Below are 25,228 nucleotides of genomic sequence, written 5' to 3' on the forward strand. Positions count from 1 at the left end.
TGATCAGACCGCCCTCATCAGCAGGGTCGCGGCGACGAGGATCACTGCGCCGCCGAACATCGAGGCCGCGTAGGAGCGGGCGTAGCCGTTCTGCAGTTTGCGCAGCCGTCCCGAGAGCCCGCCGACCGAGGCGGCCGTGCCGTTGACGACGCCGTCCACCAGGGAGTGGTCGAGGTAGACCAGCGACCGGGTGAGGTGCTCGCCGCCGCGGACCAGGACCACGTGGTTGAAGTCGTCCTGGAGCAGGTCGCGCCGGGCGGCGCGGGTGAGCAGCGAGCCCTTGGGGGCCACCGCGGGCACGGGCTTGCGTCCGTAGACGAGCCAGGCGATGGCGACGCCGATCACCAGGACCACCATCGTCCCGGCGGTGACGGCGCCCGCGCTGACCGGTGAATTGCCCTCGGAGTGGCCGGTGATGGGCTCCAGCCAGTGCAGGAAGCGGTTGCCGATGCCGAAGAACGCGCCGGCGAACACCGAGCCGAAGGCCAGGATGATCATGGGGATGGTCATCGACCTGGGCGACTCGTGCGGGTGCGGCTCGTGGCCTTCCGCGTCCGGCACCCAGCGCTTCTCACCGAAGAACGTCATCAGCATGACCCGGGTCATGTAGAAGGCGGTGATGCCCGCGCCCAGCAGGGCCGCGCCGCCGAGGATCCAGCCCTCGGTGCCGCCCTTGGCGAAGGCCGCCTCGATGATCTTGTCCTTGGAGAAGAAACCGGAGAGGCCGGGGAAGCCGATGATCGCGAGGTAGCCGAGGCCGAAGGTCACGAAGGTCACCGGCATGTACTTCCGCAGGCCGCCGTACTTCCGCATGTCGACCTCGTCGTTCATGCCGTGCATGACGGAACCGGCGCCGAGGAAGAGCCCGGCCTTGAAGAAGCCGTGCGTGACGAGGTGCATGATCGCGAAGGCGTACCCGATGGGGCCGAGGCCCGCCGCCATGATCATGTAGCCGATCTGCGACATGGTCGAACCGGCGAGGGCCTTCTTGATGTCGTCCTTCGCGCAACCGACGATCGCCCCGAAGAGCAGCGTCACCGCGCCGACCACCACGACGGCCAGCTGCGCGGTGGGTGCGGCGTTGAAGATCGCCCCCGAGCGGGTGATGAGGTAGACGCCGGCGGTCACCATCGTCGCCGCGTGGATCAGGGCCGAGACCGGGGTCGGGCCCTCCATCGCGTCGCCGAGCCAGGACTGGAGCGGCACCTGCGCCGACTTGCCGCAGGCGGCGAGCAGCAGCATCAGGCCGATCGCGGTGAGCTTGCCCTGCGACGCGCCGCCCACCGAGTGCAGCACCGGGCCGAAGGCGAAGGTGCCGAAGGTGGTGAACATCAGCATGATCGCGATCGACAGGCCCATGTCGCCGACGCGGTTGACGATGAAGGCCTTCTTGGCCGCCGTCGCCGCGCTGGGCTTGTGCTGCCAGAAGCCGATCAGCAGGTACGAGGCGAGGCCCACGCCCTCCCAGCCGACGTACAGCAGGAGGTAGTTGTCGGCGAGGACCAGCAGCAGCATCGCCGCGAGGAAGAGGTTCAGATAGCCGAAGAAGCGGCGGCGCCGCTCGTCGTGCTCCATGTAGCCGATCGAGTAGATGTGGATCAGCGTGCCCACACCGGAGATCAGCAGGACGAACGTCATCGACAGCTGGTCGAGCTGGAAGGCGGCGTCGGCCTTGAAACCGGCCACCGGGATCCAGCTGAACAGGTGCTGGTGCAGGGTGCGTTGGTCCGCTCCCTTGCCCAGCATGTTCACGAAGAGGACGGCGGCCAGCACGAAGGACGCGGCCGCGAACAGCGTGCCGAGCCAGTGGCCGGCACGGTCGAGCCGCCGCCCACCGCAGAGCAGTACCGCCGCTCCGAGCAAAGGCGCTGCGATCAGCAGCGCAATCAGGTTCTCCACTGTTCAGCGACCCCTTACAGCTTCATCAGGCTGGCGTCGTCGACCGAGGCCGAGTGGCGGGAACGGAAGAGCGACACGATGATCGCGAGCCCGACCACGACCTCCGCGGCGGCAACGACCATCGTGAAGAAGGCGATGATCTGGCCGTCCAGGTTTCCGTGCATACGGGAGAAGGCGACGAACGCGAGGTTGCAGGCGTTGAGCATCAGCTCCACGCACATGAAGACCACAATGGCGTTCCGCCTGATCAGCACCCCGGCCGCGCCGATGGTGAACAACAGCGAGGCGAGATAGAGATAGTTGACCGGATTCACTTCGCCTCCTCCTCTTCGCGGTCGAGCCGGTCGCGCTGGTCGCTGCCGGCCCGGTCACGGTCACCGGCGATCCCGGCGTCGTGGCCGTGTCCCGACGTGCGGCCGAGCCGCTCCTCGGAGCGCTGCTCCAGCGCCCTGAGATCCGCCATGGCCTCGCTCGACACATCGCGGATCTGTCCGCGCTGCCGCAGCGTCTGCATGACGGTGAGCTCCGACGGGGTGCCGTCCGGGAGCAGTCCCGCGACGTCCACCGCGTTGTGCCGGGCGTAGACACCCGGGGCGGGCAGCGGCGGCAGCTGCTTGCTGCGGACGCGGTCCTCGGACATCTGCCGCTGGGTCCGCGCCTTCTCGGTGCGCTCCTGGTGGGTGAGCACCATCGCGCCGACCGCCGCCGTGATGAGCAGTGCGCCGGTGATCTCGAAGGCGAAGACGTACTTGGTGAAGATGAGGGCGGCGAGGCCCTGCACATTGCCGTTGGCGTTGGCCTTGCCCAGGCCCGTGAAGCTCTTGAGCGAGGCGTTGGCGATGCCCGCGATCAGCAGGATGCCGAAGCCGAGCCCGCAGAGCACGGCCAGCCAGCGCTGCCCCTTGATGGTCTCCTTGAGCGAGTCGGCAGCGGTGACGCCGACCAGCATGACCACGAAGAGGAAGAGCATCATGATCGCGCCGGTGTAGACGACGATCTGGACGATGCCCAGGAAGTACGCCCCGTTGGCGAGGTAGAAGACCGCCAGGATGATCATGGTCCCGGCGAGGCTCAGCGCGCTGTGCACGGCACGCCGCATCAGTACGGTGGCGAGCGCGCCGATCACGGCGACCGTGCCCAGCACCCAGAACTGGAAGGCCTCACCGGTGGAGGTCAGGTAGTTCACGCCTGTGCCCCCTCGTTCGGCTCCCCGCCCGCGGCGGCCGGCTGCCCGGCCGTCTCGCCCTTGGAGACCGCGGTCTGGCGGACCGTGCCGGGAGCGGCCTCGCTCACCAGGCCCCGGTAGTAGTCCTGTTCGTCGGTGCCCGGGAAGATCGAGTGCGGCGAGTCGACCATGCCCTCGTCCAGACCGGCGAGCAGCTGCTCCTTGGTGTAGATCAGGTTGGCGCGGCTGCTGTCGGCGAGCTCGAACTCGTTGGTCATCGTCAGCGCCCGGGTGGGGCAGGCCTCGATGCAGAGTCCGCACAGGATGCAGCGGGCGTAATTGATCTGGTAGACGCGTCCGTACCGCTCGCCCGGGGAGTAGCGCTCCTCCTCGGTGTTGTCCGCGCCCTCCACGTAGATCGCGTCCGCCGGACAGGCCCAGGCGCACAGCTCGCACCCGATGCACTTCTCCAGCCCGTCCGGATGCCGGTTGAGCTGGTGCCGCCCGTGGAAGCGCGGCGCCGTCGTCTTCTCCTGCTCCGGGTACTGCTCGGTGAGCCGCTTCTTGAACATGGCCTTGAAGGTCACGCCGAAGCCGGCCACCGGGTTCTGCCACGGAGCCTTGTCCTTAGGGGTTTCGTCCCCGGAAGCCCCGGAATCCCCAGTCGAGCGGTCAGGCATCGTCAGCCTCCTTTCCGTCACTCACAGTGTCCACGCCGCCACTGACAATCAGCTCCCGCTCGGTGCGCGAGCGCCGCCGGGGTACCGGTGGAAGGGTCTGTCCCGGCAGTGGCGGTACGGGGTAGCCGCCCGCCATCGGGTCGAAGGCAGGCCCCGGGCCCGCGGCTTCCTCGGCGGCCCGCTCCTGCTTCTCCCGCTTGTCGCGGAAGATGTCGTAGACGAAGGAGAGCAGCAGGATCGCGATGACGGCCCCCGCTCCGTAGAGCACGATCCGGGAGTAGTCGTAGTTGTCGTTGCGCAGCGCCCGTACGGTCGCCACCAGCATCAGCCAGACCACGGAGACCGGGATGAGGACCTTCCAGCCGAGCTTCATCAACTGGTCGTAGCGCACACGCGGAAGCGTGCCGCGCAGCCAGATGAAGAAGAAGAGGAGGAGCTGGACCTTGATGACGAACCAGAGCATCGGCCACCAGCCGTGGTTCGCGCCCTCCCAGAAGGTCGAGATCGGCCACGGGGCCCGCCAGCCGCCCAGGAAGAGCGTCGCGGAGACCGCCGAAACGGTGACCATGTTGACGTACTCGGCGAGCATGAACATCGCGAACTTGATGGACGAGTACTCGGTGTTGAACCCGCCGACCAGGTCGCCCTCGGACTCCGGCATGTCGAACGGGGCGCGGTTGGTCTCACCGATCATCGTGACGATGTAGATGATGAAGGAGACCGGCAGCAGCACGATGAACCAGCGGTCCTTCTGCGCGTCCACGATCGCCGAGGTCGACATCGACCCCGAGTAGAGGAAGACGGAGGCGAAGGCGGCGCCCATCGCGATCTCGTAGCTGATCATCTGCGCGCAGGAGCGGAGGCCGCCGAGCAGCGGGTACGTCGACCCGGACGACCAGCCCGCGAGGACGATGCCGTAGATGCCGACGGAGGCGACCGCGAGGATGTAGAGCATCGCGATCGGCAGGTCGGTGAGCTGCATCGTCGTACGGTGACCGAAGATCGACACCTCGTTGCCCGAGGGGCCGAAGGGGATCACCGCGATCGCCATGAAGGCGGGCACCGCGGCGACGACCGGCGCGAGCACGTAGACGAACTTGTCCGCGCGCTTGACGATCACATCTTCCTTCAGCATCAGCTTCATGCCGTCGGCGAGCGACTGGAGCATGCCCCAGGGGCCGTGCCGGTTGGGGCCGATGCGCAGCTGCATCCAGGCGACGACCTTGCGCTCCCACACGATGGAGAAGAGCACGGTGATCATCAGGAAGGCGAAGCAGAAGACGGCCTTGATGACAACCAGCCACCAGGGGTCCCGTCCGAACATCGACAGGTCCTCGGTCGCTGCGAGGTAGTAGTTCGTCACGCCTCCACCTCCGTCGTGGCCGCGGGTGCGGCGGGTGCGGCTGGTGCGGCTGGTGCGGCGGAGATCCTCACCAGCTCGCCGGGGCGGGCGCCGGTGTCGCGCAGGACACCGCCGCCCGTCGAGTTCAGCGGGAGCCAGACCACCCGGTCGGGCATCGCGGTGACCTGGAGCGGCAGCCGCACGTCGCCCGCGGGCCCGGTGACGGCGAGGACGTCGCCGTCCTTGACGCCGGTCTCCTCGGCGGTCGCCGACGACAGCCGGGCGACCGCCGCGTGCCGGGTGCCGGCCAGCGCGTCGTCGCCCTGTTGCAGCAGCCCCTGGTCGAGCAGCAGCCGGTGGCCCGCGAGTACGGCCTCGCCCTCGGAGGGGCGGGGCAGTGCCTCGGCCGTGCCGGCCGGGCCGCCCGCGTGCTGCCCGGTCCAGGCGCCGAGCCGGTCCATCTCGTTGCGTACGGACGTGATGTCCGGCAGCGCGAAGTGGACGTCGAGTGCGTCGGCGAGCATGTGCAGCACCCGCGAGTCGGCCGGGGCCAGGGTGCGCGTCATCTGCTCGGGCTTGAGCGACGCCTCGAAGAGCCGTGCCCTGCCCTCCCAGTTGAGGAAGGTGCCCGCCTTCTCGGCGGCGGCGGCCACCGGGAGGACCACGTCGGCGCGGTCGGTGACCGCGCCGGGCCGGAGTTCGAGCGAGACCAGGAAGCCGACCTTGTCGAGCGCCTCCTCGGCGCGCGCCGGGTCGGGGAGGTCCGCGGTCTCGACGCCCGCGACGAGCAGCGCGCCCAGTTCGCCGGTGGCGGCCGCTTCGAGGATCTGTCCGGTGTCCCGGCCGAAGCGGTGCGGGAGTTCGCGTACGCCCCAGACCGCGGCCACCTCCTCGCGGGCCCGCGGATCGGTGGCGGGGCGGCCGCCGGGCAGCAGCGCGGGGATCGCGCCCGCCTCGACGGCGCCGCGCTCCCCGGCCCTGCGGGGCACCCACACCAGGGCGGCGCCGGTGGCGGCCGCGGTGCGGACGGCGGCGGTGAGCGCGCCGGGTACGGCAGCGAGCCGTTCGCCGACGAGGATCACCGCGCCGTCCTCGCGGAGGGCTTCGGCGGCCTGCTGCCCTTCGGCGTCCAGGCCGACCCCGCCCGCGATGGCGTCCAGCCACTCGGTCTCGGTGCCGGGTGCGGCGGACAGCAGTGTGCCGCCCGCCTTCGCCAGGCCGCGGGTGACGTGGGTGGCGAGGGAGAAGGTGCGCTGCCCGTGCGTGCGGTGCGCCTTGCGCAGCCGCAGGAAGACGCCGGGGGCCTCCTCCTCGGACTCGAATCCGGCGAGCAGGACGGCCGGGGCCTGCTCAAGGGAGGTGTTGGTGACTCCCGTGCCGTCGAGGTCCTTGCCGCGTCCGGCGACGCGGGCGGCCAGGAAGTCGGCCTCCTCGGCGGAGTGCACCCGGGCGCGGAAGTCGACGTCGTTGGTGCCGAGGGCGACGCGCGCGAACTTGGCGTAGGCGTACGCGTCCTCGACGGTGAGGCGGCCGCCGGTCAGCACACCGGCCCGGCCGCGCGCCGCGGCGAGACCGTTCGCGGCCCGCTCCAGCGCCTCCGGCCAGCTGGCCGGTTCCAGGACACCGTCCTCGTTCCGTACGAGCGGGGTGGTGAGCCGGTCCGGGCGCTGCGCGTAGCGGAAGCCGAAGCGGCCCTTGTCGCAGAGCCACTCCTCGTTGACCTCGGGGTCGTTGGCGGCGAGCCGCCGCATGACCTTGCCGCGCCGGTGGTCGGTGCGGGTCGCGCAGCCGCCCGCGCAGTGTTCGCACACCGAAGGCGACGACACCAGGTCGAAGGGGCGGGACCGGAACCGGTAGGCCGCCGATGTGAGTGCGCCGACCGGGCAGATCTGGATGGTGTTGCCGGAGAAGTACGACTCGAACGGGTCGCCCTCGCCGGTGCCGACCTGCTGGAGCGCGCCACGCTCGATCAGCTCGATCATCGGGTCGCCGGCGATCTGGTTGGAGAAGCGGGTGCAGCGGGCGCAGAGCACGCACCGCTCGCGGTCGAGCAGCACCTGTGTGGAGATCGGTACGGGCTTCTCGAAGGTCCGCTTCCTGCCGTCGAACCGGGAGTCGGAGTTGCCGTGCGACATCGCCTGGTTCTGCAGGGGGCATTCGCCGCCCTTGTCGCAGACCGGGCAGTCCAGCGGGTGGTTGATGAGGAGCAGCTCCATCACACCGTGCTGGGCCTTCTCGGCGACCGGCGAGGTCAGCTGCGACTTGACGACCATGCCGTCGGTGCAGGTGATGGTGCAGGAGGCCATCGGCTTGCGCTGGCCCTCGACCTCGACGATGCACTGGCGGCAGGCGCCCGCGGGGTCGAGGAGCGGGTGGTCGCAGAAGCGCGGGATCTCGATGCCGAGCTGTTCGGCGGCGCGGATGACCAGGGTCCCCTTCGGGACGGAGATCGCGATGCCGTCGATGGTCAGCGACACCAGGTCCTCGGGCGGGACCGCCGCCTCGCCGCCCCCGGAGGGAGCGCGTTCGCCCGTGGCGGAGCCACTGTCAGGCTGAAGTACTGTCATGCGTTCACCTCCGAGGTGTGGCGGGGCTCGTCGGCCCAGACGGTCGACAGGGCCGGGTCGAGCGGGCAGCCCTTGCCGGTGATGTGCTGCTCGTACTCCTCACGGAAGTACTTGAGCGAGGAGAAGATCGGTGACGCGGCGCCGTCGCCGAGTGCGCAGAACGACTTGCCGTTGACGTTGTCCGCGATGTCGTTGATCTTGTCGAGGTCGGACATCTCGCCCTTTCCGGCCTCGATGTCGCGGAGCAACTGGACCAGCCAGTAGGTCCCTTCGCGGCACGGCGTGCACTTGCCGCAGGACTCGTGCGCGTAGAACTCGGTCCAGCGCGTGACGGCCCGCACCACGCAGGTCGTCTCGTCGAAGCACTGGAGCGCCTTGGTGCCGAGCATCGAACCGGCGGCGCCCACGCCCTCGTAGTCCAGCGGGACGTCGAGGTGCTCGTCGGTGAACATCGGGGTCGAGGAGCCGCCCGGGGTCCAGAACTTGAGCCGGTGTCCGTGCCTGATCCCGCCGCTCATGTCGAGCAGCTGGCGCAGGGTGATGCCGAGCGGTGCCTCGTACTGGCCGGGGCTGGTGACGTGCCCGCTGAGCGAATACAGCGTGAACCCGGCGGACTTCTCGGTGCCCATCGACTTGAACCAGTCCTTGCCCCGGTTCAGGATCGCGGGAACCGAGGCGATGGACTCCACGTTGTTCACCACAGTGGGACATGCGTAGAGCCCGGCGACAGCGGGGAAAGGAGGCCGGAGCCTGGGCTGGCCGCGGCGGCCCTCCAGGGAGTCGAGCAGCGCGGTCTCCTCGCCGCAGATGTACGCGCCCGCCCCCGCGTGCACGATGACGTCGAGGTCGAGTCCGCTGCCCAGGATGTCCTTGCCGAGGTAGCCCGCCGCGTACGCCTCGCGGACGGCTTCGTGCAGCCGCCGCAGTACGGGGACGACTTCGCCGCGCAGATAGATGAAGGCGTGCGAGGACCTGATCGCGTAGCAGGCGATCACGATGCCCTCGATGAGGGAGTGCGGGTTGGCGAAGAGGAGGGGGATGTCCTTGCAGGTCCCCGGCTCCGATTCGTCGGCGTTGACGACCAGGTAGTGCGGCTTACCGTCGCCCTGCGGGATGAACTGCCACTTCATCCCGGTGGGGAAGCCCGCGCCGCCGCGCCCGCGCAGACCGGAGTCCTTGACGTAGGCGATGAGGTCGTCGGGCGCCATGGCGAGGGCCTTCTTCAGCCCCTCGTACCCGTCGTGCCGTTTGTACGTTTCCAGGGTCCAGGACTCCGGCTGGTCCCAGAAGGCCGAGAGGACGGGGGTGAGCAGCTTCTCCGGGCTGGTCTCGCCGTCGCCCTCGCCGTTCCCGCTTCCGTTGAGCTCGGTTGCCACGCTCATCACTCCCCCTCCTCGGCCACGGGGCCTGCCGGGTTCTCCGGGTCGGAGGCCGAGGTCTGCTGCGGTGCGTCGTGCGAGCTGAGGTGCTCGGAGCCGGGCTGGGGCGGGGCCTTGGGCGACCCGCCGCGCGGGGACACCACGCGCGGCTGCGGCGCCTCCCCCTTCGCGAGCCGCAGGCCCACCAGGGACGCGTGCCCGGCGCCGCCGGTCGACTCGACCGCCCCGTCCCGCTCGTCGGGGAAGCCGGCCAGGATCCGGGAGGTCTCCTGGTAGGTGCAGAGCGGCGCGCCCCGGGTCGGGGTGACCTGCTGTCCGTCCCGGAGGTCGTCGACGAGCCGCTTCGCGGACTCGACGGTCTGGTTGTCGAAGAACTCCCAGTTGACCATCAGGACCGGCGCGAAGTCGCAGGCCGCGTTGCACTCGATGTGCTCCAGCGTGACCTTGCCGTCCTCGGTGGTCTCGCCGTCGCCGACGTCGAGGTGCTCGCGGAGCGCGGAGTAGATGGCGTCGCCGCCCATCACCGCGCAGAGCGTGTTGGTGCAGACGCCCACCTGGTAGTCGCCGCTCGGCTTGCGCCGGTACATCGAGTAGAAGGTGGAGACCGCGGTGACCTCGGCGGTGGTCAGGTCCAGCGCCTCCGCGCAGAACCGGACGCCGGTCCGGGTGACGTACCCCTCCTCGGCCTGTACCAGGTGCAGCAGCGGGAGCAGCGCGGACCTGCTGCCCGGGTAGCGGGCGATGATCTCCTTGGCGTCCGCGTCGAGCCTGGCGCGTACGTCGGCCGGGTAATCGGGGGCGGGGAGCTGGGGCATGCCCAGACTCGTCGGGGCGGTCGTTGCCGCCGGAGCCGCCGCATGAGCTTCCGTCATCGGTCGACGCCTCCCATCACGGGGTCGATGGACGCGACGGCCACGATGACGTCGGCGACCTGGCCGCCCTCGCACATCGCCGCCATCGCCTGGAGATTGGTGAAGGACGGGTCGCGGAAGTGGACCCGGTACGGGCGGGTGCCGCCGTCCGAGACCATGTGGACGCCGAGTTCGCCCTTGGGCGACTCGACGGCGGTGTACGCCTGTCCGGCCGGGACCCGGAAGCCCTCGGTCACCAGCTTGAAGTGGTGGATCAGGGCCTCCATGGAGGTGCCCATGATGTTCTTGATGTGGTCGAGCGAGTTGCCGAGTCCGTCCGGGCCGAGCGCGAGCTGCGCGGGCCAGGCGATCTTCTTGTCGGCGACCATGACCGGGCCCGGCTCCAGCCGGTCCAGGCACTGCTCGACGATCCGCAGCGACTGGCGCATCTCTTCGAGGCGGACCAGGAAGCGGCCGTACGAGTCGCAGGTGTCGGCGGTCGGCACGTCGAACTCGTAGTTCTCGTAGCCGCAGTACGGGTCGGACTTGCGCAGGTCGTGCGGGAGGCCCGCGGAGCGCAGGATCGGACCCGTAGCGCCGAGCGCCATGCAGCCGGCCAGGTCGAGATAGCCGACGTTCTGCATGCGCGCCTTGAAGATCGGGTTGCCGGTGGCGAGTTTGTCGTACTCCGGCAGGTTCTTGCGCATCGTCTTGAGGAACTCGCGCAGCTGGTCCACGGCGCCGGGCGGCAGGTCCTGGGCCAGTCCGCCGGGCCGGACGAACGCGTGGTTCATCCGCAGTCCGGTGATCAGCTCGAAGATGTCGAGGACGAGTTCACGGTCCCGGAAGCCGTAGATCATGATCGTCGTCGCGCCCAGCTCCATGCCGCCGGTGGCGATGGCCACCAGGTGCGAGGAGAGCCGGTTGAGCTCCATCAGGAGGACCCGGATCACCGAGACGCGGTCGGGGATCTGCTCCTCGATGCCGAGCAGCTTCTCGACGCCCAGGCAGTACGCCGTCTCGTTGAAGAACGGCGTCAGGTAGTCCATGCGCGTGACGAACGTGGTGCCCTGGGTCCAGGTCCGGTATTCGAGGTTCTTCTCGATACCGGTGTGCAGGTAGCCGATGCCGCAGCGGGCCTCGGTGACGGTCTCGCCGTCGATCTCCAGGATGAGCCGGAGCACTCCGTGGGTGGACGGGTGCTGCGGACCCATGTTGACGACGATGCGCTCGTCGTCGGCCTTGGCCGCGGACTGGACGACCTCGTCCCAGTCGCCGCCGGTGACTGTATATACAGTCCCCTCGGTCGTCTCGCGGGCCGAGGCGGCCGAGGCGCGGGGAGCTTCGCTGGAAGTGGTCATCAGGTGTACGACCTCCGCTGGTCCGGAGCAGGGATCTGGGCGCCCTTGTACTCGATGGCGATCCCGCCCAGGGGGTAGTCCTTGCGCTGCGGGAAGCCCTGCCAGTCGTCCGGCATCATGATCCGGGTGAGGGCCGGGTGGCCGTCGAAGATCAGGCCGAAGAAGTCGTAGACCTCGCGCTCGTGCCAGTCGTTCGTCGGATAGACCTCGACCAGCGACGGGATGTGCGGGTCCGCGTCCGGCGTGCCGACCTCCAGCCGGATCAGCCGGCCGTGGGTGATCGAGCGCAGGTGGTAGACGGCGTGGAGTTCGCGGCCCTTGTCGCCGGGGAAGTGCACGGCGCTGACGCCGGTGCACAGCTCGAAGCGCAGGGCCGGGTCGTCGCGCAGCGTCCTCGCCACGGTCAGCAGGTGCTCGCGGTCGATGTGGAAGGTGAGTTCGTCCCGGTCGACGACCGTCTTCTCGATGGCGTTCTCCGGGACGAGCCCCTGCTCCTCCAGCGCGCCCTCCAGCTCGTCGGCGACCTCGTCGAACCAGCCGCCGTAGGGGCGGTTCGTGGCGCCGGGCAGGGCCACGGTCCGTACGAGACCGCCGTATCCGCTGGTGTCCCCGCCGTTCCGGGCGCCGAACATCCCCTTGCGTACGCCGATGACCTCACCGGCTTCGCCGCGCGGGGCGGGCGCCGCGCCGTTCTCTGCGCGCTGTTCTTCGTCGCCGCTCACCGCAGCAGCCCCTTCATCTCGATCGTCGGGAGCGCCTTGAGGGCCGCCTCCTCCGCCTCGCGGGCCGCTTCGACCTGATTGACCCCGAGCTTGGAGCCCTGGATCTTCTGGTGGAGCTTGAGGATGGCGTCCATCAGCATCTCGGGACGCGGCGGGCAACCGGGCAAATAGATATCAACCGGGACGATATGATCTACACCCTGAACAATTGCGTAATTGTTGAACATACCGCCTGAAGACGCGCAAACCCCCATGGAAATGACCCACTTGGGGTTGGGCATCTGGTCGTAGACCTGCCGCAGGACGGGCGCCATCTTCTGGCTCACCCGCCCTGCCACGATCATCAGGTCCGCCTGCCGCGGCGAACCGCGGAAGACCTCCATGCCGAACCGCGCGAGGTCGTAGCGGCCCGCACCCGTCGTCATCATCTCGATGGCGCAACAGGCGAGGCCGAAGGTGGCCGGGAAGACGGAGGACTTCCGCACCCAGCCGGCGGCCTGTTCGACGGTGGTCAGCAGAAATCCGCTCGGCAGCTTCTCTTCGAGTCCCATGGTGTGCTCCTCAGCCCCTCAGTCCCATTCCAGACCGCCGCGCCGCCACACATACGCGTAGGCGACGAAGACGGTGAGCACGAAGAGCAGCATCTCGACGAGCCCGAAAAGCCCCAGGGAGTCGAAGGTGACCGCCCAGGGGTAGAGGAAGACGATCTCGATGTCGAAGACGATGAAAAGCATCGCCGTCAGGTAGTACTTGATGGGGAAACGGCCGCCTCCGGCCGGCGTGGGTGTCGGTTCGATACCGCACTCGTACGCCTCGAGCTTCGCCCGGTTGTAGCGCTTGGGACCGATAAGCGTGGCCATGACCACGGAGAAGATCGCAAACCCTGCCCCGAGGGCGCCGAGCACGAGGATGGGCGCGTAGGCATTCACGCTCCTCGCTCCTTCCAGTCGTCCTTGACCGTTGGACCGCATCGGGCCGGCTCATCCGCCTCGCTCCCCCGCCGTCCTGACGAAGATCGCGAATATGTGAAGCAGGTCACAAGCCCGACTGCCCCGCATCCTATGCCCGCCGGTCTGTGATCTGCGACACGGGGTACGACAACGCCTTTGTGATCTCCACCACCTGACGAAGGATCATCAAGTCGGATGACCGGTGATCTTCATACGTGAAGCGCGCGAGTGGTCACGAGACGTGACATCTCACTGTGTTATCGCTGGTCGAGGGCGTGCACCACTATCAAGTGGTGGCCCATACATGCAAATTGGCGATGGACACGGATGGGTGATATCGCTCTTCGGCTCCCCCGGGGAGGAGCGCGACGGCCGCGGAGGGGTGCGTGCACACGTTCACGAGCGACCCGGAAGAAGGGGGATTCGTGACGCCGGTCGCGGACGCAGCGCCGCCACCCTCCGGTTCACGGCGACCATGTGACCTGCCTCACCCGGGCCGGGCACCGGAGAAACAGGGCTTGGCCATCCTCGTGAACGGATGGTAGGCGTCGGGCAATTCGGGCGTATTGCAGAAAGCCCATGATCACGACCTTGATCGCACGTGCCCGTATTGCCCGTTTCGGCGTCAATAAAGGCCGCAGGCAACCGGAATGAACTGCTCCAGTCGTAACTGTGGCGCAACACACGTTTGTTGAAGCCACCCCGGAATGACTGATAGCGGTAGTGCTCATGTCCCACACCGCTCACATACCCAGCCACCGGAAGCCCCGCCCGCGCAGCGCAGCCAGGACCGCGCTCCGGGCCGGAGTTGCCGGTGGCGTTCTCAGCACCATCGCAGTGGCGGGTGCAGCTGGTTCGGCGAACGCGGCCGAGCCGGTGAACGAGAGCACCATCCAGATGCCCACCCTCAGCGCGGCCCAGGTCGCCGACGTCACGGAGCAGGTCGCCGCCGACCTGCAGCAGCAGGCCCAGCAGGACACCGCGGCCCAGGACGCCGCCAAGGCGGCCAAGAAGGCCAAGACGGACGCCGTGCACAAGGCCGAGGCCAAGAAGAAGGCCGAGGAGAAGGCCAAGGCCGAGGCCGAGGCCAAGGCGAAGGCTGACGCCGCCGCGCGCGCCTCGCGCTCCTCCGCCCGTACGGCGCTGCACGCCGTCACCACGGCCGCCAGCACGTCCTCCAGCTCCTCCGTGGGCTCCGGCTCCGCCGCGTCCATCGTGAGCTTCGTGAAGTCCCACATCGGCGACGCGTACGTCATGGGCGGCACCGGCTCCAGCTCCTGGGACTGCTCGGGTCTGGTCCAGGCCGCGTACAAGAACGTCGGTGTCGACCTCCCCCGCGTCTCGGAGGGCCAGTCGACCGCGGGCACCCAGGTCTCGCTGAGCAACCTGCAGCCCGGCGACATCCTGTACTGGGGCAGCTCCGGCAGCGCGTACCACGTGGCCATCTACGTCGGCGGCGGCCAGTTCGTCGGCGCGCAGAACCCGAGCACCGGTGTGGTCGAGCGCCCCCTGGACTACGACCAGCCGACCGGCGCGGTCCGCGTCCTCTGAGCCTCCGGGCAGCTGAGCAACGCTCGCACGCCGAAGGGCCGTCACTTCCCCGCTCGGGAGTGGTGGCCCTTCGGCGTGCGGCGGCCGAGTGATCCCGCCGTTTCGCTGCCCGGCGCGACCGGTGCGCGGGCCTACGCTGCTGGGCCGGAACAGATGGTGGCCGCTGCCACCACCCAGCGGCCCAGCCGGAGGTAGCGATGCGTCAGACCAATCTCACCGGGGAATCGGCCGCATACGTCAGCGCCCGCGAGGAGCTGCAGCAGGCCGAGATCGAGCTGATGCGGCACCGCGAACGCGTCGCCGCCCTGCGCCGCGGGCTGCCGCCGGGCCCGGTCGTCGACGACTACGTCTTCGAGGAGGGCCCGGCCGATCTGCGGGCCGGTGACGCGCCGGCGAAGACCGTGCGCCTGAGCGAGCTGTTCACCGGACCCGGGCGGGACCTGGTCGTCTACCACCTCATGTACGGCAAGCAGCAGACCGAGCCGTGCCCCATGTGCACGATGTGGATCGACGGGTACAACGGCGTGGCCCACCACGTGGCGCAGAACGTCGATCTCGCGATCGTCGCGGCGGCCGGCCTGCCGGCGCTCCGCGCCCACGCCCGTGACCGGAAGTGGACGGATCTGCGTCTGCTCAGCGCCGGTACCGGCACGTTCAAGTACGACCTGGGCAGCGAGGACGCCGAGGGCGTCCAGGACTCGACGGTGTCGGTGTTCACCCGCGACGACGACGGATCGGTACGCCACGTCTACTCGGGCCACCCGCGGATGTCCGACGACATCGACCAGCGGGGCATCGACCTGCTCAGCCCGGTATGGCAGTTCCTCGACCTCACCACCCGGGGCCGGGGCGACTGGAGCGCCTCACTCCGCTACTAGGTCCTGTCCGGTGTTCCTGGTGGGGAGACGGGCCGTCCGCCCCTGCGACTGCGTATGCCCGCGGGGCCTTTGACGGTGTGCGGAGCCCGTGACATCGGCCCACATCTTGATGCGGGCCAGGATCACAACCGAGGCCCTGCCCGGTCTTCAGGGCCGGTCGACCGCTTACGCCGCTGTGGCGGTGGAGCCACCGGAGGCAGCTCCACCGCCACAGCGGGGCAGGGGATTTACGAGTGGGCGCTGAGCACGCCGCCGTCGCTGAGCACCATGTAGATGCCGTTGGCGTTGACGCCGACGTCGTGCTGGTTCGCGTTCAGCGTGGCGGCCACGCCGTCGTGGCCGATGATCTGCGCGCGGAACCGGACGTCGCCGATCTTCGTGACCTTGACCTTCCAGCCACCCGCGACCTTGAAGGTGCCCGGTCCCTGGTGCCCGCCGCCCATCCAGGAGTGGACCGTGCCGTCCATCCCCAGCTCGATGAACATGTCGTTGGCGTCGAGCCCGGCGTCGGTGTCGTGCGTCTCCATCGTGGCCAGGAGCGAACCGCGGTTGACGATCCTGGCACGGTAGTTCTGGTCGCCGACCTTGTAGATCTCGGCCTTGCTGCCGTCCGGCAGGGTCTGGGTGCGGAACGGGGATGCCGCCTCGGTCGTGATCTGGCTCTTGTCCGTGCTGGTCTTGGAGTCGCTGACCACACCGCCATTGCCGGTGAGGGAGGCGGAGGCAGCGGCGACGGAGTCCTTCTTCTCCGGGCCGGCCGCGTCCTTGCCCCCGCTCTGGCAGGCGGTCAGCGAGAACGCCGCAGCGGCGGCGACGGCCACCAGGGCGGCGGAACGGGCGGTACGGCGTGCAAGGCGAGTGGTCATGATGGAAATCCCCCCATGGGATATCAGGATGCGGCGCCTCCGCCTGCTCCCGCAGGGCGGCCGGCCGGATCTGCTGTTACCTACACACCGTGAGATGGCGAGCGGGGCGGGGGTTGTTCACCGGATCCTGTCCGCACTTGGTAACAAGGGAGCGAGGGGTACGAGGGGTCCGGCGGACGTGCTGCGGCTGTCGCGGGGAGAACCGCGGCGTCCGGGCGGAGCGCAGGAGTACGCCGATCAGCACGGCGGCCGGGGGTTCGGCGAGGCTGAGGGTTCCGGCCGTGGTCGCGCGCACCGGGGTGAGGCCGGTGGTGAACGACCAGTAGGCGAGGGCGGTGGTCACCACGCCCAGCCGGACGGTCGGAGTGAGGGTGGCGCCCTGCCCCCTCCACCTCGCCGGATGGGGTACGACTGCTGCGCGAGCGCGGCGTGCATCGACGGCGTCCTGGTCAGCGGTGAGTCGCGGATACCGCCGCGTGCGCCTCGGCCCGCAGAACTTCGGCGTCGGGCTGTTCGCTCGCCCAGGCGACATGGCCGTCCGGGCGGATGAGCGCGGCACGCACGGTGGACCAGGCAGGCCGTGGGTCGGGCCGGTGTGCTGTGTGCGTGATGACGTGGGCGGTGGAGGGCGGTGCCGGGGTGCCGGTGAAGTGCAGCAGGACGTGGCGGCCGGTCCTGAGCAGTGTGAAGAGGTCCGTGCTGTTGGAGAGTTCGAGATTGGGTGCGCGGTGACCGGTCAGGGGGTGGTGGTCTGCGGGGCCCGGGTAGGTGACGGCCAGTGCGGAGAGTCGTTCGGCCAGGCTTCGGGAGAACTCCGGCACGGTGGCGATGAGTTGGCTCAGAAGTGCGCGCAGGTCCTGGCCCTCCGCCGAGTAGGCGTTCATCAGTGCCGTCTGGGCGCGGGTGCTGAGCAGTAGGTCGGCGCCGACCGGGTGGCGTTCGGCGTGGTAGCTGTCCAGAAGTCCGGCGGGGGCGGTGCCTGCCACTGTGGCGGCCAGTTTCCAGCCGAGGTTCGTGGCGTCCTGGATGCCGACGTTGAGGCCCACGCCTCCGGCCGGGTAGTGCATGTGCGCCGCGTCGCCCGCGAGGAGGACGCGGCCCCTGCGGTACTCGGCGGCCTGGCGGGCGGCGTTGCCGAACCGGGAGAGCCAGCTCGGGTCACGCATGCCGAAGTCGGTGCCGGCGATCCGGGTCACCTTGGCGCGCAGCCCGTCGAGTGTGAGTTCGCCGGGGTAGCCGGTACCGGTACTGTCCGGATCACCGCCGACGATCCGGTGGATTCCGCCCGGCATCGGGACGATCATGACGCCGCCGGTCGGGCCTGACACGGCGGACACCCCTCCCTGCGGCGGGTTGTCCAGGACGACGTCGCCCAGGAAGCCCCAGGTGGTGGCGTCGTTGCCGGGGAAGCCGATGCCCGCCGCCTCGCGCACGGTGCTTCGGGTGCCGTCGCAGCCGACGATGTAGCCGGCGCGCAGTGCGTACGGGCCGTCGGGGCCGGTTGCCCCGACGCTCACCCCGTCTTCGTCCTGGGTGAGTCCGGTCACGTGGTGCCCGCGCCGGATTCTGGCTCCGGCCGCAATCGCGTGCTCTTCCAGCAGCTCCTCGGTGCGGGCCTGCGGCAGGGCGAGTGTGAAGGGGTAGGGGGTGTCGAGGACCCCGAAGTCCATCCGGTCGTCGAGCCCGCCGAAGTGGCCGCTGGGGATGCGCCGTCCCTCCGTGAGAAAGGGCTCCAGCACGCCCCGGGTGGCCAGGGCCTCCAGTGTGCGCGGATGGATGGTGAGGGCCTTGGAGTGGGGATCCCGCTCGCGGCGAGTTTCCAGGACGGTGACGGGTGTCCCGCCCAGCCGCAGTTCGGCGGCCAGCCACAGCCCGGTGGGACCGCCTCCTGCGATGACTACGTGCTCGTGCTCCATGGCAGCTCCTCAAGAGTGCCTTGGTCAGTGACCAAGACGGGATGCGCCCAGTAGACTAGGTCGGTGACCAAGAAGCAAGCGGAGGATCTCACCCGGACCCGGCTCGACCCCGGAACGGTGGTGCGAACGGCCCTGGAACTGCTGGAGGAGAAAGGCGCGGACGGGCTCTCGATCCGTGGCATCGCGGACCGGCTCGGCGTCCGGATGAACACCGTGCTCTGGCATGCGAAGACCAAGGCGCGGCTGTCGGAGTTGATGGCGGACGCGATCGTGGCCGGGGCGCCGGTGGACGGACTGCCCGAGCCCTGGGAACCCCGGGTCCGCGAACTGCTCCACCGCTACCGCCGCGCCCTGCTGGCCCACCGGGACGGGGCCAGGATCGTGGCCGGTACATACGCCGCCGAACCCGCCACACTCCGCTTCGCCGACCTGATGACCGAGGCACTCCTGAGCGGCGGGCTGGCGGAACGCGAGGCGGTCTGGACCGGCTGGAGCCTTGTCTACTTCGCCCTGGGGCTGGCCCAGGAGGAACAGGCGCTTCCTGACGCGATGGGTCCGGCGTTCGCACGACGGCTGGACACCGGCGAATACCCCTCACTGTCCCGGGCCGCCGCGTACTTCGAGGACACCTCCTTCGACGAGCGCTTCGACTACGGACTCTCCCGCATCCTGGGGGTGTGATCGGAACGGCGCCCCAGCGGCCGGGCTCTCCACTGATACGTCACCAGGAACTGCCCGACGCCGAGCAGGAGTTCGTCCCCTTCACCCCCTTGAAACAATGGCGCGGCATCGCGACCCGCTACGACAAAACCGGCGCGTCCAGCCAGGCAGTCGTCACCCTCGCCTCGCCGCTGATGTCGGGCGTGACGCTTTGACGCCAACTCCCACCACTTCAGTGTGACTTCGCGATCTCGTAGAGACCCTGGCCGGGAGCGGGTGCGGTCACCGCGTGACCATCGGGGTGTGTGGACTCCTTTCGCCTGACCACGCCAGCAGGGTGATCACAGGACGAGCATGAGCTTGCCGCCGGGGCGGCGGGATTGGCTGAGCTTGGCCGCTTCCTGGATCTGGTCGAGGGTGTAGGTGCGGGCGACTGGTACGACCAGGATGCCTTCGCCGGCGAGCCTGGCGAACTCATTGATCTGGTCGTAGCGGATCTCGGTAGTGATCCGGACGCCCAGTTCGGCTGCGGCGGCGAAGTCCGAGACGGTGAGGACGCGGTCGGGATCCCCGGTCAGCTCGATCAAGGTCGGTAGCGAGCCGCCGGCCGGACTGGGCCGGCCGGCGCGGTCGATCCGGCCCCCGGTCGGCGTGGCGTCCAGGGCGCGGTCCACGGGGCTTGGGGTCAGTGCGCTGACGCGTTCGGTCATGCCCTCGCCGTAGGCGGTCACCTGGGCGCCGATCTCTTCCAGGGCGGCGGCCCGAGTCGGCCCGGCTGTGGCGATCACCCGGATACCCCGGTGCAGTGCGAAGCGCACCGCCGCCTCACCCACGGTGGTGCCTGCGCCGTGGACGAGCAGCAGCTCGCCCGGCTGAACGCCGAGGTCGTCGAGCGCGCGCCACGCCGTCTCGGCCGCCATCGGCAGCGCGGCGGCCTGCTCGGCGGTCACGCCCTCGGGAATGCGTGCCCAGTCCGGCATCAGCGCGTACTCGGCGGCGCCGGCCGTCGGGCCGTCGAAGGCGGCAGGGCCGAACACCCGGTCGCCGATCTGGACGCCGGTGACGCCTTCGCCGAGCGCGTCGACGGTGCCCGCGACCTCAAGGCCGAGCCCGCGCGGCAGCGGCGGCAGATGGTCGGCGAGGAGACCGTCGACGACGTGCCAGTCGGCCGGCGTCAGGCCGCACGCCCGCACAGCGATGCGGATCTGGCCGGGTCCCGGCTCCGGCTGTGGGACGTCGCGGAGCACGATCACGTCCGGGGAACCGAACTGGTCGAATTGCAGAGCCTTCATGACGATCTCCTGACTGATGACAGCATCTGTTGTCATTGACCGTACCAGCCGATAACAGCTCCTGTTGTCGTACGCTGGTGGGTATGCCGCGATGGGAATCCGATGCACAGGGCCGGCTCGAACGCGCGGCGCTCGAGCTGTTCGAGACGCAGGGGTTCGAGCGCACCTCGGTCGCGCAGATCGCAGGCGCCGCCGGGCTGAAGGAGCGCTCCTTCTATCGCTACTTCCCCGACAAGCGGGAAGTCCTCTTCGCCGGCAACGAACTCGAGGCCCACCTCGTCGCCCAGGCCGAGGCAGCCGACCCGGGCCTCACGCCGATCGAGGCGCTGCTGGCCGCGCTGGGAACCGCCGAGGAGATCTTCCGCCCACGCGAGTTCCTGCTGCGCCGGGGAAGAGTGATCGCCGCCAACCCGGCACTGGCCGAGCGCGACCTGATCAAGCTCGCCGCCATCGCCGACGCTCTGGCACCGGCGCTCGAGCGCCGCGGCGTCGAGCCCGGAAAAGCACGCTTCATCATCGACGTGGTACTGGCGATCCACCGGCGCGCCATGCCCCGCTGGCTGGCCGAGCCGGACACCACCCTCGCTCAGCTCATGGCTCAGGCCGCCGCCGAGCTGTGCGAAGTGGTTGCGCCATCAGCTCCAACGATCCGCTGAGTCGGCCGCAAACATGCCATACGCGTCCCCAGCCGGGTCCGCAACAAGATCACGACGTCAGGCTGGAGTACTAGGCCGTTTCGAGCGTGAACCAGACGGTCTTGGACCGCGGCACGGGCTCCCCGCCGGCCCTGGTTCCCCAGCGGGCCGCGAGGGCCTCCACGAGGACGAGACCGCGACCGTGTTCGTCGCACGGAGTGGGTTCCGTATGCCCGCGCCAGGGCAGCGATACGGGTTCGTCGTCCGTCACATACACCGTCACCCGCTTCGGGTTGACCGTGACATCCACCCGGACGAGCGGCGAGCGGGTGTGGCAGTGCGCGTTGGTGACGACCTCGCTCACACAGAGGCGCCCGTCCTCCACGAAACCGGGGTGACCGGTGGCCCGCAGCAGCGTGCCGAGGAAGTCGCGCACGATCCCGGGGGCGGTAGGGCTGTTGGGCGCGACCAGCCGGTAGCGGGCGCCGCGCTGGGGAAGGGGCGGGCGGGGTACTGGACGGGCGGTTGCCGGGGTCATCTCGTGGTCTCCCTTACGTGATCCGGTCTCGGCCGCAGCGCGCATCACCGTCCGGGCCCGTGGCATCGGCCGCCCAGTCCGCCATCAAGTGGCCTGTGAGTAGCTGCACTTCGGACAGTCAGCAGAGAGCGCCGTATGGCGAGGACAGTAGGGGGCAAAGAAGCTCCGGAGCAAGCTTGTCGCTAGGGTTCACACGACCGAGTGGACCAGTTGCGCCGCAGCACGCCAAACTGGGCGCAAAAAGGGGAAGGTGACATGCCGCCAAGGGACAATCCGACCGGGCGCCAGGCGCGCCTGGGCGGTGAACTGCGGAAGCTGCGTGAACTCGCGGGCAAGACCGCACGGGAAGCCGCCGGGCTCATCTCGACCGACCAGGCCAAGATCAGTCACATAGAAGCCGGACGTACCGGCATCGGCGAGGAACGCATCCGCCGTCTGGCCAGCTTCTACGCCTGTGACGACGAGGCACTCATCGAGGCCCTGTGCGCCATCTCGCGGGAGCACCGGGGTCAGTTCTGGTGGGACGAGTACCGGGGTGTGCTCGCGCCCGGGTTCCTGAACATGGCCGAGATGGAGCACCACTCCCGTTACATGCACTGCCTCCAGTCGGTGACACTGCCCGGATTGCTCCAGACGCAGGGTTACGCCCAGGCGCTGTTCGACGCGGTTCTCCCCAAGCTGCCGGAGGACGAAGTGGAGGCCAGGCTGGAACACCGGATGCGCAGGCAGTCGGTACTCGACAGGGAACAGCCTCCCGAATTCGAAGTCGTCGTACACGAAGCCGCTCTGCGCATGCGCGTTGGCGGGCGCAAGGTCGCCCGCGAACAACTGCAACACCTGGTGGAGGCGACAGACCGGCCCAACGTGACCGTTCAGGTGATCCCGTTCGCCATCGACCGATTCATCGACATCACCCAGACAGTGCTGTACGCAGGCGGGGCGGTACCGCAACTGGACACCGTCCACATCGATACCCCGATCCGCGGGCTCTATTTGGACGCCACAGCGGATGTGCACAGATACCGCCTGCAACTCGACGTCGCAAAGCAGGCCTCACTGGAGCCCGCAGAGTCGCGCAGCTTCATCCACCACCTCGCACGGGACATGTGAGAATCGGCGGCATGGACAAAGCAATTGAGTGGCAGAAGTCATCCTTCTCCAACGGCCAGGAACAGTGTGTCGAGATCGCGGAGCACGCCGGCGAGATCCTGATGCGCGAGAGCGACGACCCGAGCGCGGTCACCGCCACCAGCCGGGAGAAGTTCGCGGCGTTCATTCAGGGTGTCAAGGCGGGCGAGTTCGACCACTTCGCCCGGTAGTCGTCCCGGCTAATCCGCCGTGAAGGCCCTCTGCCCCTGCGGGCGGGGGCCTTCACGCATACCCGGAGGCATGAATGCTCCGGAGCATACTTGCGCAGCCCTTCCTCGTAACGCTACCGTCACCGTACGTCGCCATCAGGGCCGCAGCAGTAACCGAGCCGCGCCCTGGGACACGTAACTCCTCCTGCCCACAGCCAAGTTGAGGCAGAAGTCCGTACTCTCCCGACGCTGCGATCGGACGGTCGGCCATGCGTACACCCCACACCGCTCCCGCCACATCCACCCCCATCGAGGCCCGCGTCGAGCAGGGCTTCCGGTTGGAGGTGCTGCGGTACGGGCCCGCGAACGGGTTCCGGCCCGAGCCCGTCGACCTGCGGATCGTCCCCACCCCGCGCGAGGCCGTCCGCGCGATCCGTGCGCAGCTGCGGGCCAGCCACGTCCTCGGGCTGCCACCGCGCGAGACGGCCCGCGCCCTGCGCTGGTCCGAACACGGTGGCTGGCTGCCCGCGCTCGCCGCACTGCATCGCGGCGAGCCCTGCGGTTTCGTACTGCTGCTCCGCAGAGGGCGCCATCTGGAGTGGACCGTGCGCCCCTTGCACTACCTGTCGCTCGCCCCGGCACTGCGATGAGCCCTCACACCCGACGAAAGACGGGCGCCCGCCCGCCCCCGGTATCCGTTTCTCCCGCTGACAGGGAAACCGCCGTGGCCTCCACCCGTACCCGCCGCCTACCGTCTCGGCCAGCCCGTCCGTACGCCGAGAGGAGCCGGCCATGCCGTCACCGTCCGCCGCCCCGCCGAGCCCGAGCCTTGCCGAGCGTGTTGCCCGGTTGGAGGCGCGGCAGGAGATCGAGGAGCTGAAGTACCGCTATCTGCATGCTTGCGACCACAAGGACCCCGAGGAGTTCCGCGCCTGTTTCATCAGTGAAGGCGCCGACATCGACTACGGGGAACTGGGCGCCTTCGCCACCGTCGACGACCTCGTCGCCCTCTTCAGCCGGATCGCGGCGGCCCGCGGCGGCGAGGGCGGCCACATCGTCCTGGACATGCACCACGCCCTGCACCCGCAGATCACCTTCCACTCACCCACCGAGGCCGGCGGCCGCTGGACGTTGCGCTTCCGGCAGATCAACCTCGCCGAGGAGACCGAGCGGGTGATGTGCGGCGAGTACGACGACCGGTACGTCGTCGAAAACGGTGCATGGCGCCTGGCGAAGCACCACTTCCGCACCCTGTGGTCACTGACCCGCCCGCTGCCCCAGGGGTACGCCGTGGATGAGGGAGGGCTTCGGTGACCGGGGGGACCGCGGCGCGCGTCGCGCTGGTCACCGGCACCGGCAAGGGCGTCGGCCGGGGCATCGCCACCGCGCTCGGCGCGCGGGGCTGGACCGTCTACGTCACCGGCCGGGGCGAGCCGGGCCCGGGCAGCCCGCAGGCGGAGACCGTCCGCCGGGTGGCTGAGGCCGGCGGCGAGGGCGTCGGCCTGCGCTGCGACCACCGCGACGACGCACAGGTCGAGGCCCTGATCGCGCGGATCACGGCCGCGCGAGGCCAACTGGACCTGCTGGTCAACAACGTGTGGGCGGCACCCGACGGCATGGCCGGATTCGACGAGCCGTTCTGGAACCGGCCCGTCTCCGACTGGGAACCACTGGTCGGCATCGGGCTGCGCGCCCACTATGTCGCCTCGGTGTACGCGGCCCGTCACATGGTGGCCCGCGGCAGCGGTCTGATCGTCAACATCTCCTCGTTCGGCGCCCGCGCCCCGCTGCACTCGGTGCCCTACGGCATCTCCAAGGCAGGCCTGGACAAGATGGCCGCCGACATGGCGCACGAGCTGCGCGCGGCGGGGGTGGCGGCGCTCTCCCTCTGGCCCGGCCTGGTGCGTACGGACGGGCTGGTCGAGGCAGGCGTGAAGGAGGTGGCCGGGTTCCGGTTGGCGGACGCCGAGTCACCCGAGCTGGTCGGCTCGGTCATCGCCCGCCTCGCGGACGACAGCAGGTTGCCGGAGCGCAGCGGCCACACGTATGTCGTTGCCGAACTCGCAGAGGAGTACGGGGTGACCGAACCCGACGGCCGACGCGCGGCCTCACACCGCGCGGCTTTCGGCGGTGGCCCGCTGTACTGACGGCCGCCGGGCCGCCTCCCGTACCGGGTCGGCCCCGCACGCTCACGAACGGCGGCGGGGCCGTGCGCGCCCATCGGGCGGCTACACCGTCAGTACAGCACCCAGAGGGAGATGCCCCCCTTGGCATCGACGCAGGTGGCGTCCTGGTACTGCTTCTTCGCCCTGGGGATGTCCGCCTGGCACGCGGCCATGTTGGGGTACATCTCGGGACCACCGGCGATGGCGTGCCAGCTCGCGGCCGAGGCGGACCCGGCCGCCAGCGGAATCGCGACCAGAGCGGCAGCGACAGCGGCACCGTAGGTCATTCGCTTACGCCACGACTTCATACATCTCTCCTCGTTTAACGGGCCGGACCGAGCCCGGCCAACCACGTCAGGTCACTGTGCGCCCGATGAACCCTCGGGCCTTCGCCAGTCCAACACACAGACACCGCGCGCCCCAAAGCCCTCAGGACCCTTGTTACAAGCCCCTGACATGGGAGAACAGGCAGACGCCTGCGAAACAGGACTTGGCAGTCCTTCACGGCTTCAG

26 protein-coding genes and 1 pseudogene are annotated in these 25,228 nt (G+C 69.3%); 10 read left to right on the forward strand and 17 right to left on the reverse strand.

Annotation, left to right across the window (positions count from 1 at the left end):
• Positions 1-3: 3 nt before the first annotated feature.
• From nuoL to OG285_RS13460, 12 genes and pseudogenes are all read right to left on the reverse strand, one after another.
• Positions 4-1,899: an NADH-quinone oxidoreductase subunit L gene (gene nuoL, locus OG285_RS13405; RefSeq protein WP_371791054.1), complete on the reverse strand. Its 1,896-nt coding sequence runs from the start codon at positions 1,897-1,899 to the stop codon at positions 4-6.
• Positions 1,900-1,913: 14 nt separating this feature from the next.
• Positions 1,914-2,213, reverse strand: a complete 300-nt coding sequence (nuoK, locus tag OG285_RS13410) for an NADH-quinone oxidoreductase subunit NuoK (protein WP_129773108.1) — start codon at positions 2,211-2,213, stop codon at positions 1,914-1,916.
• A complete protein-coding gene (locus OG285_RS13415; RefSeq protein WP_356828949.1) occupies positions 2,210-3,085 on the reverse strand; it encodes an NADH-quinone oxidoreductase subunit J in 876 nt (291 codons plus the stop codon). The genes nuoK and OG285_RS13415 overlap by 4 nt, the downstream gene beginning before the upstream one ends.
• Positions 3,082-3,744 carry an NADH-quinone oxidoreductase subunit NuoI gene (gene nuoI / locus OG285_RS13420; RefSeq protein WP_356828951.1) on the reverse strand — a complete coding sequence of 221 codons (663 nt, stop codon included), beginning with the start codon at positions 3,742-3,744 and terminating at the stop codon, positions 3,082-3,084. Before nuoI ends, OG285_RS13415 begins: the two co-directional genes overlap by 4 nt.
• The gene (gene nuoH, locus OG285_RS13425; RefSeq protein WP_356829108.1) at positions 3,737-5,068 is read right to left on the reverse strand and encodes an NADH-quinone oxidoreductase subunit NuoH; all 1,332 of its coding nucleotides are present in this window, start codon (positions 5,066-5,068) and stop codon (positions 3,737-3,739) included. Before nuoH ends, nuoI begins: the two co-directional genes overlap by 8 nt.
• Before the next feature lie 35 nt (positions 5,069-5,103).
• A complete protein-coding gene (locus OG285_RS13430) occupies positions 5,104-7,653 on the reverse strand; it encodes an NADH-quinone oxidoreductase subunit G (protein WP_371791055.1) in 2,550 nt (849 codons plus the stop codon).
• The gene (nuoF, locus tag OG285_RS13435) at positions 7,650-9,035 is read right to left on the reverse strand and encodes an NADH-quinone oxidoreductase subunit NuoF (RefSeq protein WP_356828955.1); all 1,386 of its coding nucleotides are present in this window, start codon (positions 9,033-9,035) and stop codon (positions 7,650-7,652) included. The genes OG285_RS13430 and nuoF overlap by 4 nt, the downstream gene beginning before the upstream one ends.
• On the reverse strand, positions 9,035-9,847 hold the full coding sequence (nuoE, locus tag OG285_RS13440) for an NADH-quinone oxidoreductase subunit NuoE (RefSeq protein WP_356828957.1): 813 nt from the start codon (positions 9,845-9,847) through the stop codon (positions 9,035-9,037). The genes nuoF and nuoE overlap by 1 nt, the downstream gene beginning before the upstream one ends.
• Positions 9,848-9,900: 53 nt before the next feature.
• Positions 9,901-11,244, reverse strand: a complete 1,344-nt coding sequence (locus tag OG285_RS13445) for an NADH-quinone oxidoreductase subunit D (protein WP_356828959.1) — start codon at positions 11,242-11,244, stop codon at positions 9,901-9,903.
• Positions 11,244-12,032, reverse strand: a pseudogene (locus tag OG285_RS13450) (NADH-quinone oxidoreductase subunit C); the annotation flags it as partial. The pseudogene OG285_RS13450 and the gene OG285_RS13445, both read right to left, overlap by 1 nt.
• A complete protein-coding gene (locus OG285_RS13455; protein WP_356828963.1) occupies positions 11,963-12,517 on the reverse strand; it encodes an NADH-quinone oxidoreductase subunit B family protein in 555 nt (184 codons plus the stop codon). The gene OG285_RS13455 and the pseudogene OG285_RS13450, both read right to left, overlap by 70 nt.
• Positions 12,518-12,535: 18 nt before the next feature.
• A complete protein-coding gene (locus tag OG285_RS13460; RefSeq protein ID WP_250299117.1) occupies positions 12,536-12,895 on the reverse strand; it encodes an NADH-quinone oxidoreductase subunit A in 360 nt (119 codons plus the stop codon).
• 750 nt (positions 12,896-13,645) lie between these two features.
• Between OG285_RS13460 and OG285_RS13465 the strand changes: the two genes are divergently transcribed.
• Both OG285_RS13465 and OG285_RS13470 read left to right on the forward strand, forming a co-directional pair.
• Positions 13,646-14,467 carry a C40 family peptidase gene (locus tag OG285_RS13465; protein WP_356828966.1) on the forward strand — a complete coding sequence of 274 codons (822 nt, stop codon included), beginning with the start codon at positions 13,646-13,648 and terminating at the stop codon, positions 14,465-14,467.
• Positions 14,468-14,664: 197 nt separating this feature from the next.
• On the forward strand, positions 14,665-15,345 hold the full coding sequence (locus OG285_RS13470) for a DUF899 family protein (protein ID WP_356828968.1): 681 nt from the start codon (positions 14,665-14,667) through the stop codon (positions 15,343-15,345).
• 227 nt (positions 15,346-15,572) lie between these two features.
• Here OG285_RS13470 and OG285_RS13475 read toward each other — a convergent pair whose 3' ends face one another.
• Positions 15,573-16,211, reverse strand: coding sequence for a hypothetical protein (locus OG285_RS13475; protein WP_356828970.1), 639 nt, complete (start codon positions 16,209-16,211; stop codon positions 15,573-15,575).
• Positions 16,212-16,660: 449 nt separating this feature from the next.
• A complete protein-coding gene (locus tag OG285_RS13480; RefSeq protein WP_371791056.1) occupies positions 16,661-18,127 on the reverse strand; it encodes an FAD-dependent monooxygenase in 1,467 nt (488 codons plus the stop codon).
• Positions 18,128-18,190: 63 nt separating this feature from the next.
• Here OG285_RS13480 and OG285_RS13485 point away from each other — a divergent pair, with 63 nt between their 5' ends.
• Both OG285_RS13485 and OG285_RS13490 read left to right on the forward strand, forming a co-directional pair.
• On the forward strand, positions 18,191-18,808 hold the full coding sequence (locus OG285_RS13485; protein WP_371791057.1) for a TetR/AcrR family transcriptional regulator C-terminal domain-containing protein: 618 nt from the start codon (positions 18,191-18,193) through the stop codon (positions 18,806-18,808).
• The gene (locus OG285_RS13490; RefSeq protein WP_371791058.1) at positions 18,805-19,002 is read left to right on the forward strand and encodes a hypothetical protein; all 198 of its coding nucleotides are present in this window, start codon (positions 18,805-18,807) and stop codon (positions 19,000-19,002) included. The genes OG285_RS13485 and OG285_RS13490 overlap by 4 nt, the downstream gene beginning before the upstream one ends.
• Before the next feature lie 126 nt (positions 19,003-19,128).
• Here OG285_RS13490 and OG285_RS13495 read toward each other — a convergent pair whose 3' ends face one another.
• Complete coding sequence (locus tag OG285_RS13495; protein ID WP_371791059.1) at positions 19,129-20,079, reverse strand: NADP-dependent oxidoreductase; 951 nt, start codon at positions 20,077-20,079, stop codon at positions 19,129-19,131.
• Positions 20,080-20,162: 83 nt separating this feature from the next.
• On the opposite strand from OG285_RS13495, the gene OG285_RS13500 reads away from it, so the two are divergent.
• Positions 20,163-20,735: a helix-turn-helix domain-containing protein gene (locus tag OG285_RS13500; protein WP_356828978.1), complete on the forward strand. Its 573-nt coding sequence runs from the start codon at positions 20,163-20,165 to the stop codon at positions 20,733-20,735.
• A gap of 70 nt (positions 20,736-20,805) precedes the next feature.
• On the opposite strand, the gene OG285_RS13505 is transcribed toward OG285_RS13500, so the two are convergent.
• Positions 20,806-21,252, reverse strand: a complete 447-nt coding sequence (locus OG285_RS13505; RefSeq protein WP_371791060.1) for an ATP-binding protein — start codon at positions 21,250-21,252, stop codon at positions 20,806-20,808.
• 201 nt (positions 21,253-21,453) lie between these two features.
• Between OG285_RS13505 and OG285_RS13510 the strand changes: the two genes are divergently transcribed.
• The 5 genes from OG285_RS13510 to OG285_RS13530 all read left to right on the forward strand — a co-directional run bounded on the left by OG285_RS13510 (position 21,454) and on the right by OG285_RS13530 (position 24,697).
• Positions 21,454-22,362 carry a helix-turn-helix transcriptional regulator gene (locus OG285_RS13510; RefSeq protein ID WP_356828982.1) on the forward strand — a complete coding sequence of 303 codons (909 nt, stop codon included), beginning with the start codon at positions 21,454-21,456 and terminating at the stop codon, positions 22,360-22,362.
• Positions 22,363-22,373: 11 nt separating this feature from the next.
• Positions 22,374-22,571, forward strand: coding sequence for a DUF397 domain-containing protein (locus OG285_RS13515; protein ID WP_356828983.1), 198 nt, complete (start codon positions 22,374-22,376; stop codon positions 22,569-22,571).
• A gap of 248 nt (positions 22,572-22,819) precedes the next feature.
• Positions 22,820-23,200 carry a hypothetical protein gene (locus OG285_RS13520; RefSeq protein ID WP_356828985.1) on the forward strand — a complete coding sequence of 127 codons (381 nt, stop codon included), beginning with the start codon at positions 22,820-22,822 and terminating at the stop codon, positions 23,198-23,200.
• 142 nt (positions 23,201-23,342) lie between these two features.
• Entirely contained in the window at positions 23,343-23,864 is a 522-nt protein-coding gene (locus OG285_RS13525; RefSeq protein ID WP_371791061.1) for a nuclear transport factor 2 family protein, read from the forward strand.
• On the forward strand, positions 23,861-24,697 hold the full coding sequence (locus OG285_RS13530; protein ID WP_371791062.1) for an SDR family NAD(P)-dependent oxidoreductase: 837 nt from the start codon (positions 23,861-23,863) through the stop codon (positions 24,695-24,697). The genes OG285_RS13525 and OG285_RS13530 overlap by 4 nt, the downstream gene beginning before the upstream one ends.
• A gap of 89 nt (positions 24,698-24,786) precedes the next feature.
• Here OG285_RS13530 and OG285_RS13535 read toward each other — a convergent pair whose 3' ends face one another.
• Positions 24,787-25,023, reverse strand: coding sequence for a hypothetical protein (locus OG285_RS13535; RefSeq protein WP_356828991.1), 237 nt, complete (start codon positions 25,021-25,023; stop codon positions 24,787-24,789).
• Positions 25,024-25,228 lie beyond the last annotated feature (205 nt).

Origin of the sequence: Streptomyces sp. NBC_01471 (assembly GCF_041438865.1) — a bacterium.
GTDB lineage: Bacteria > Actinomycetota > Actinomycetes > Streptomycetales > Streptomycetaceae > Streptomyces.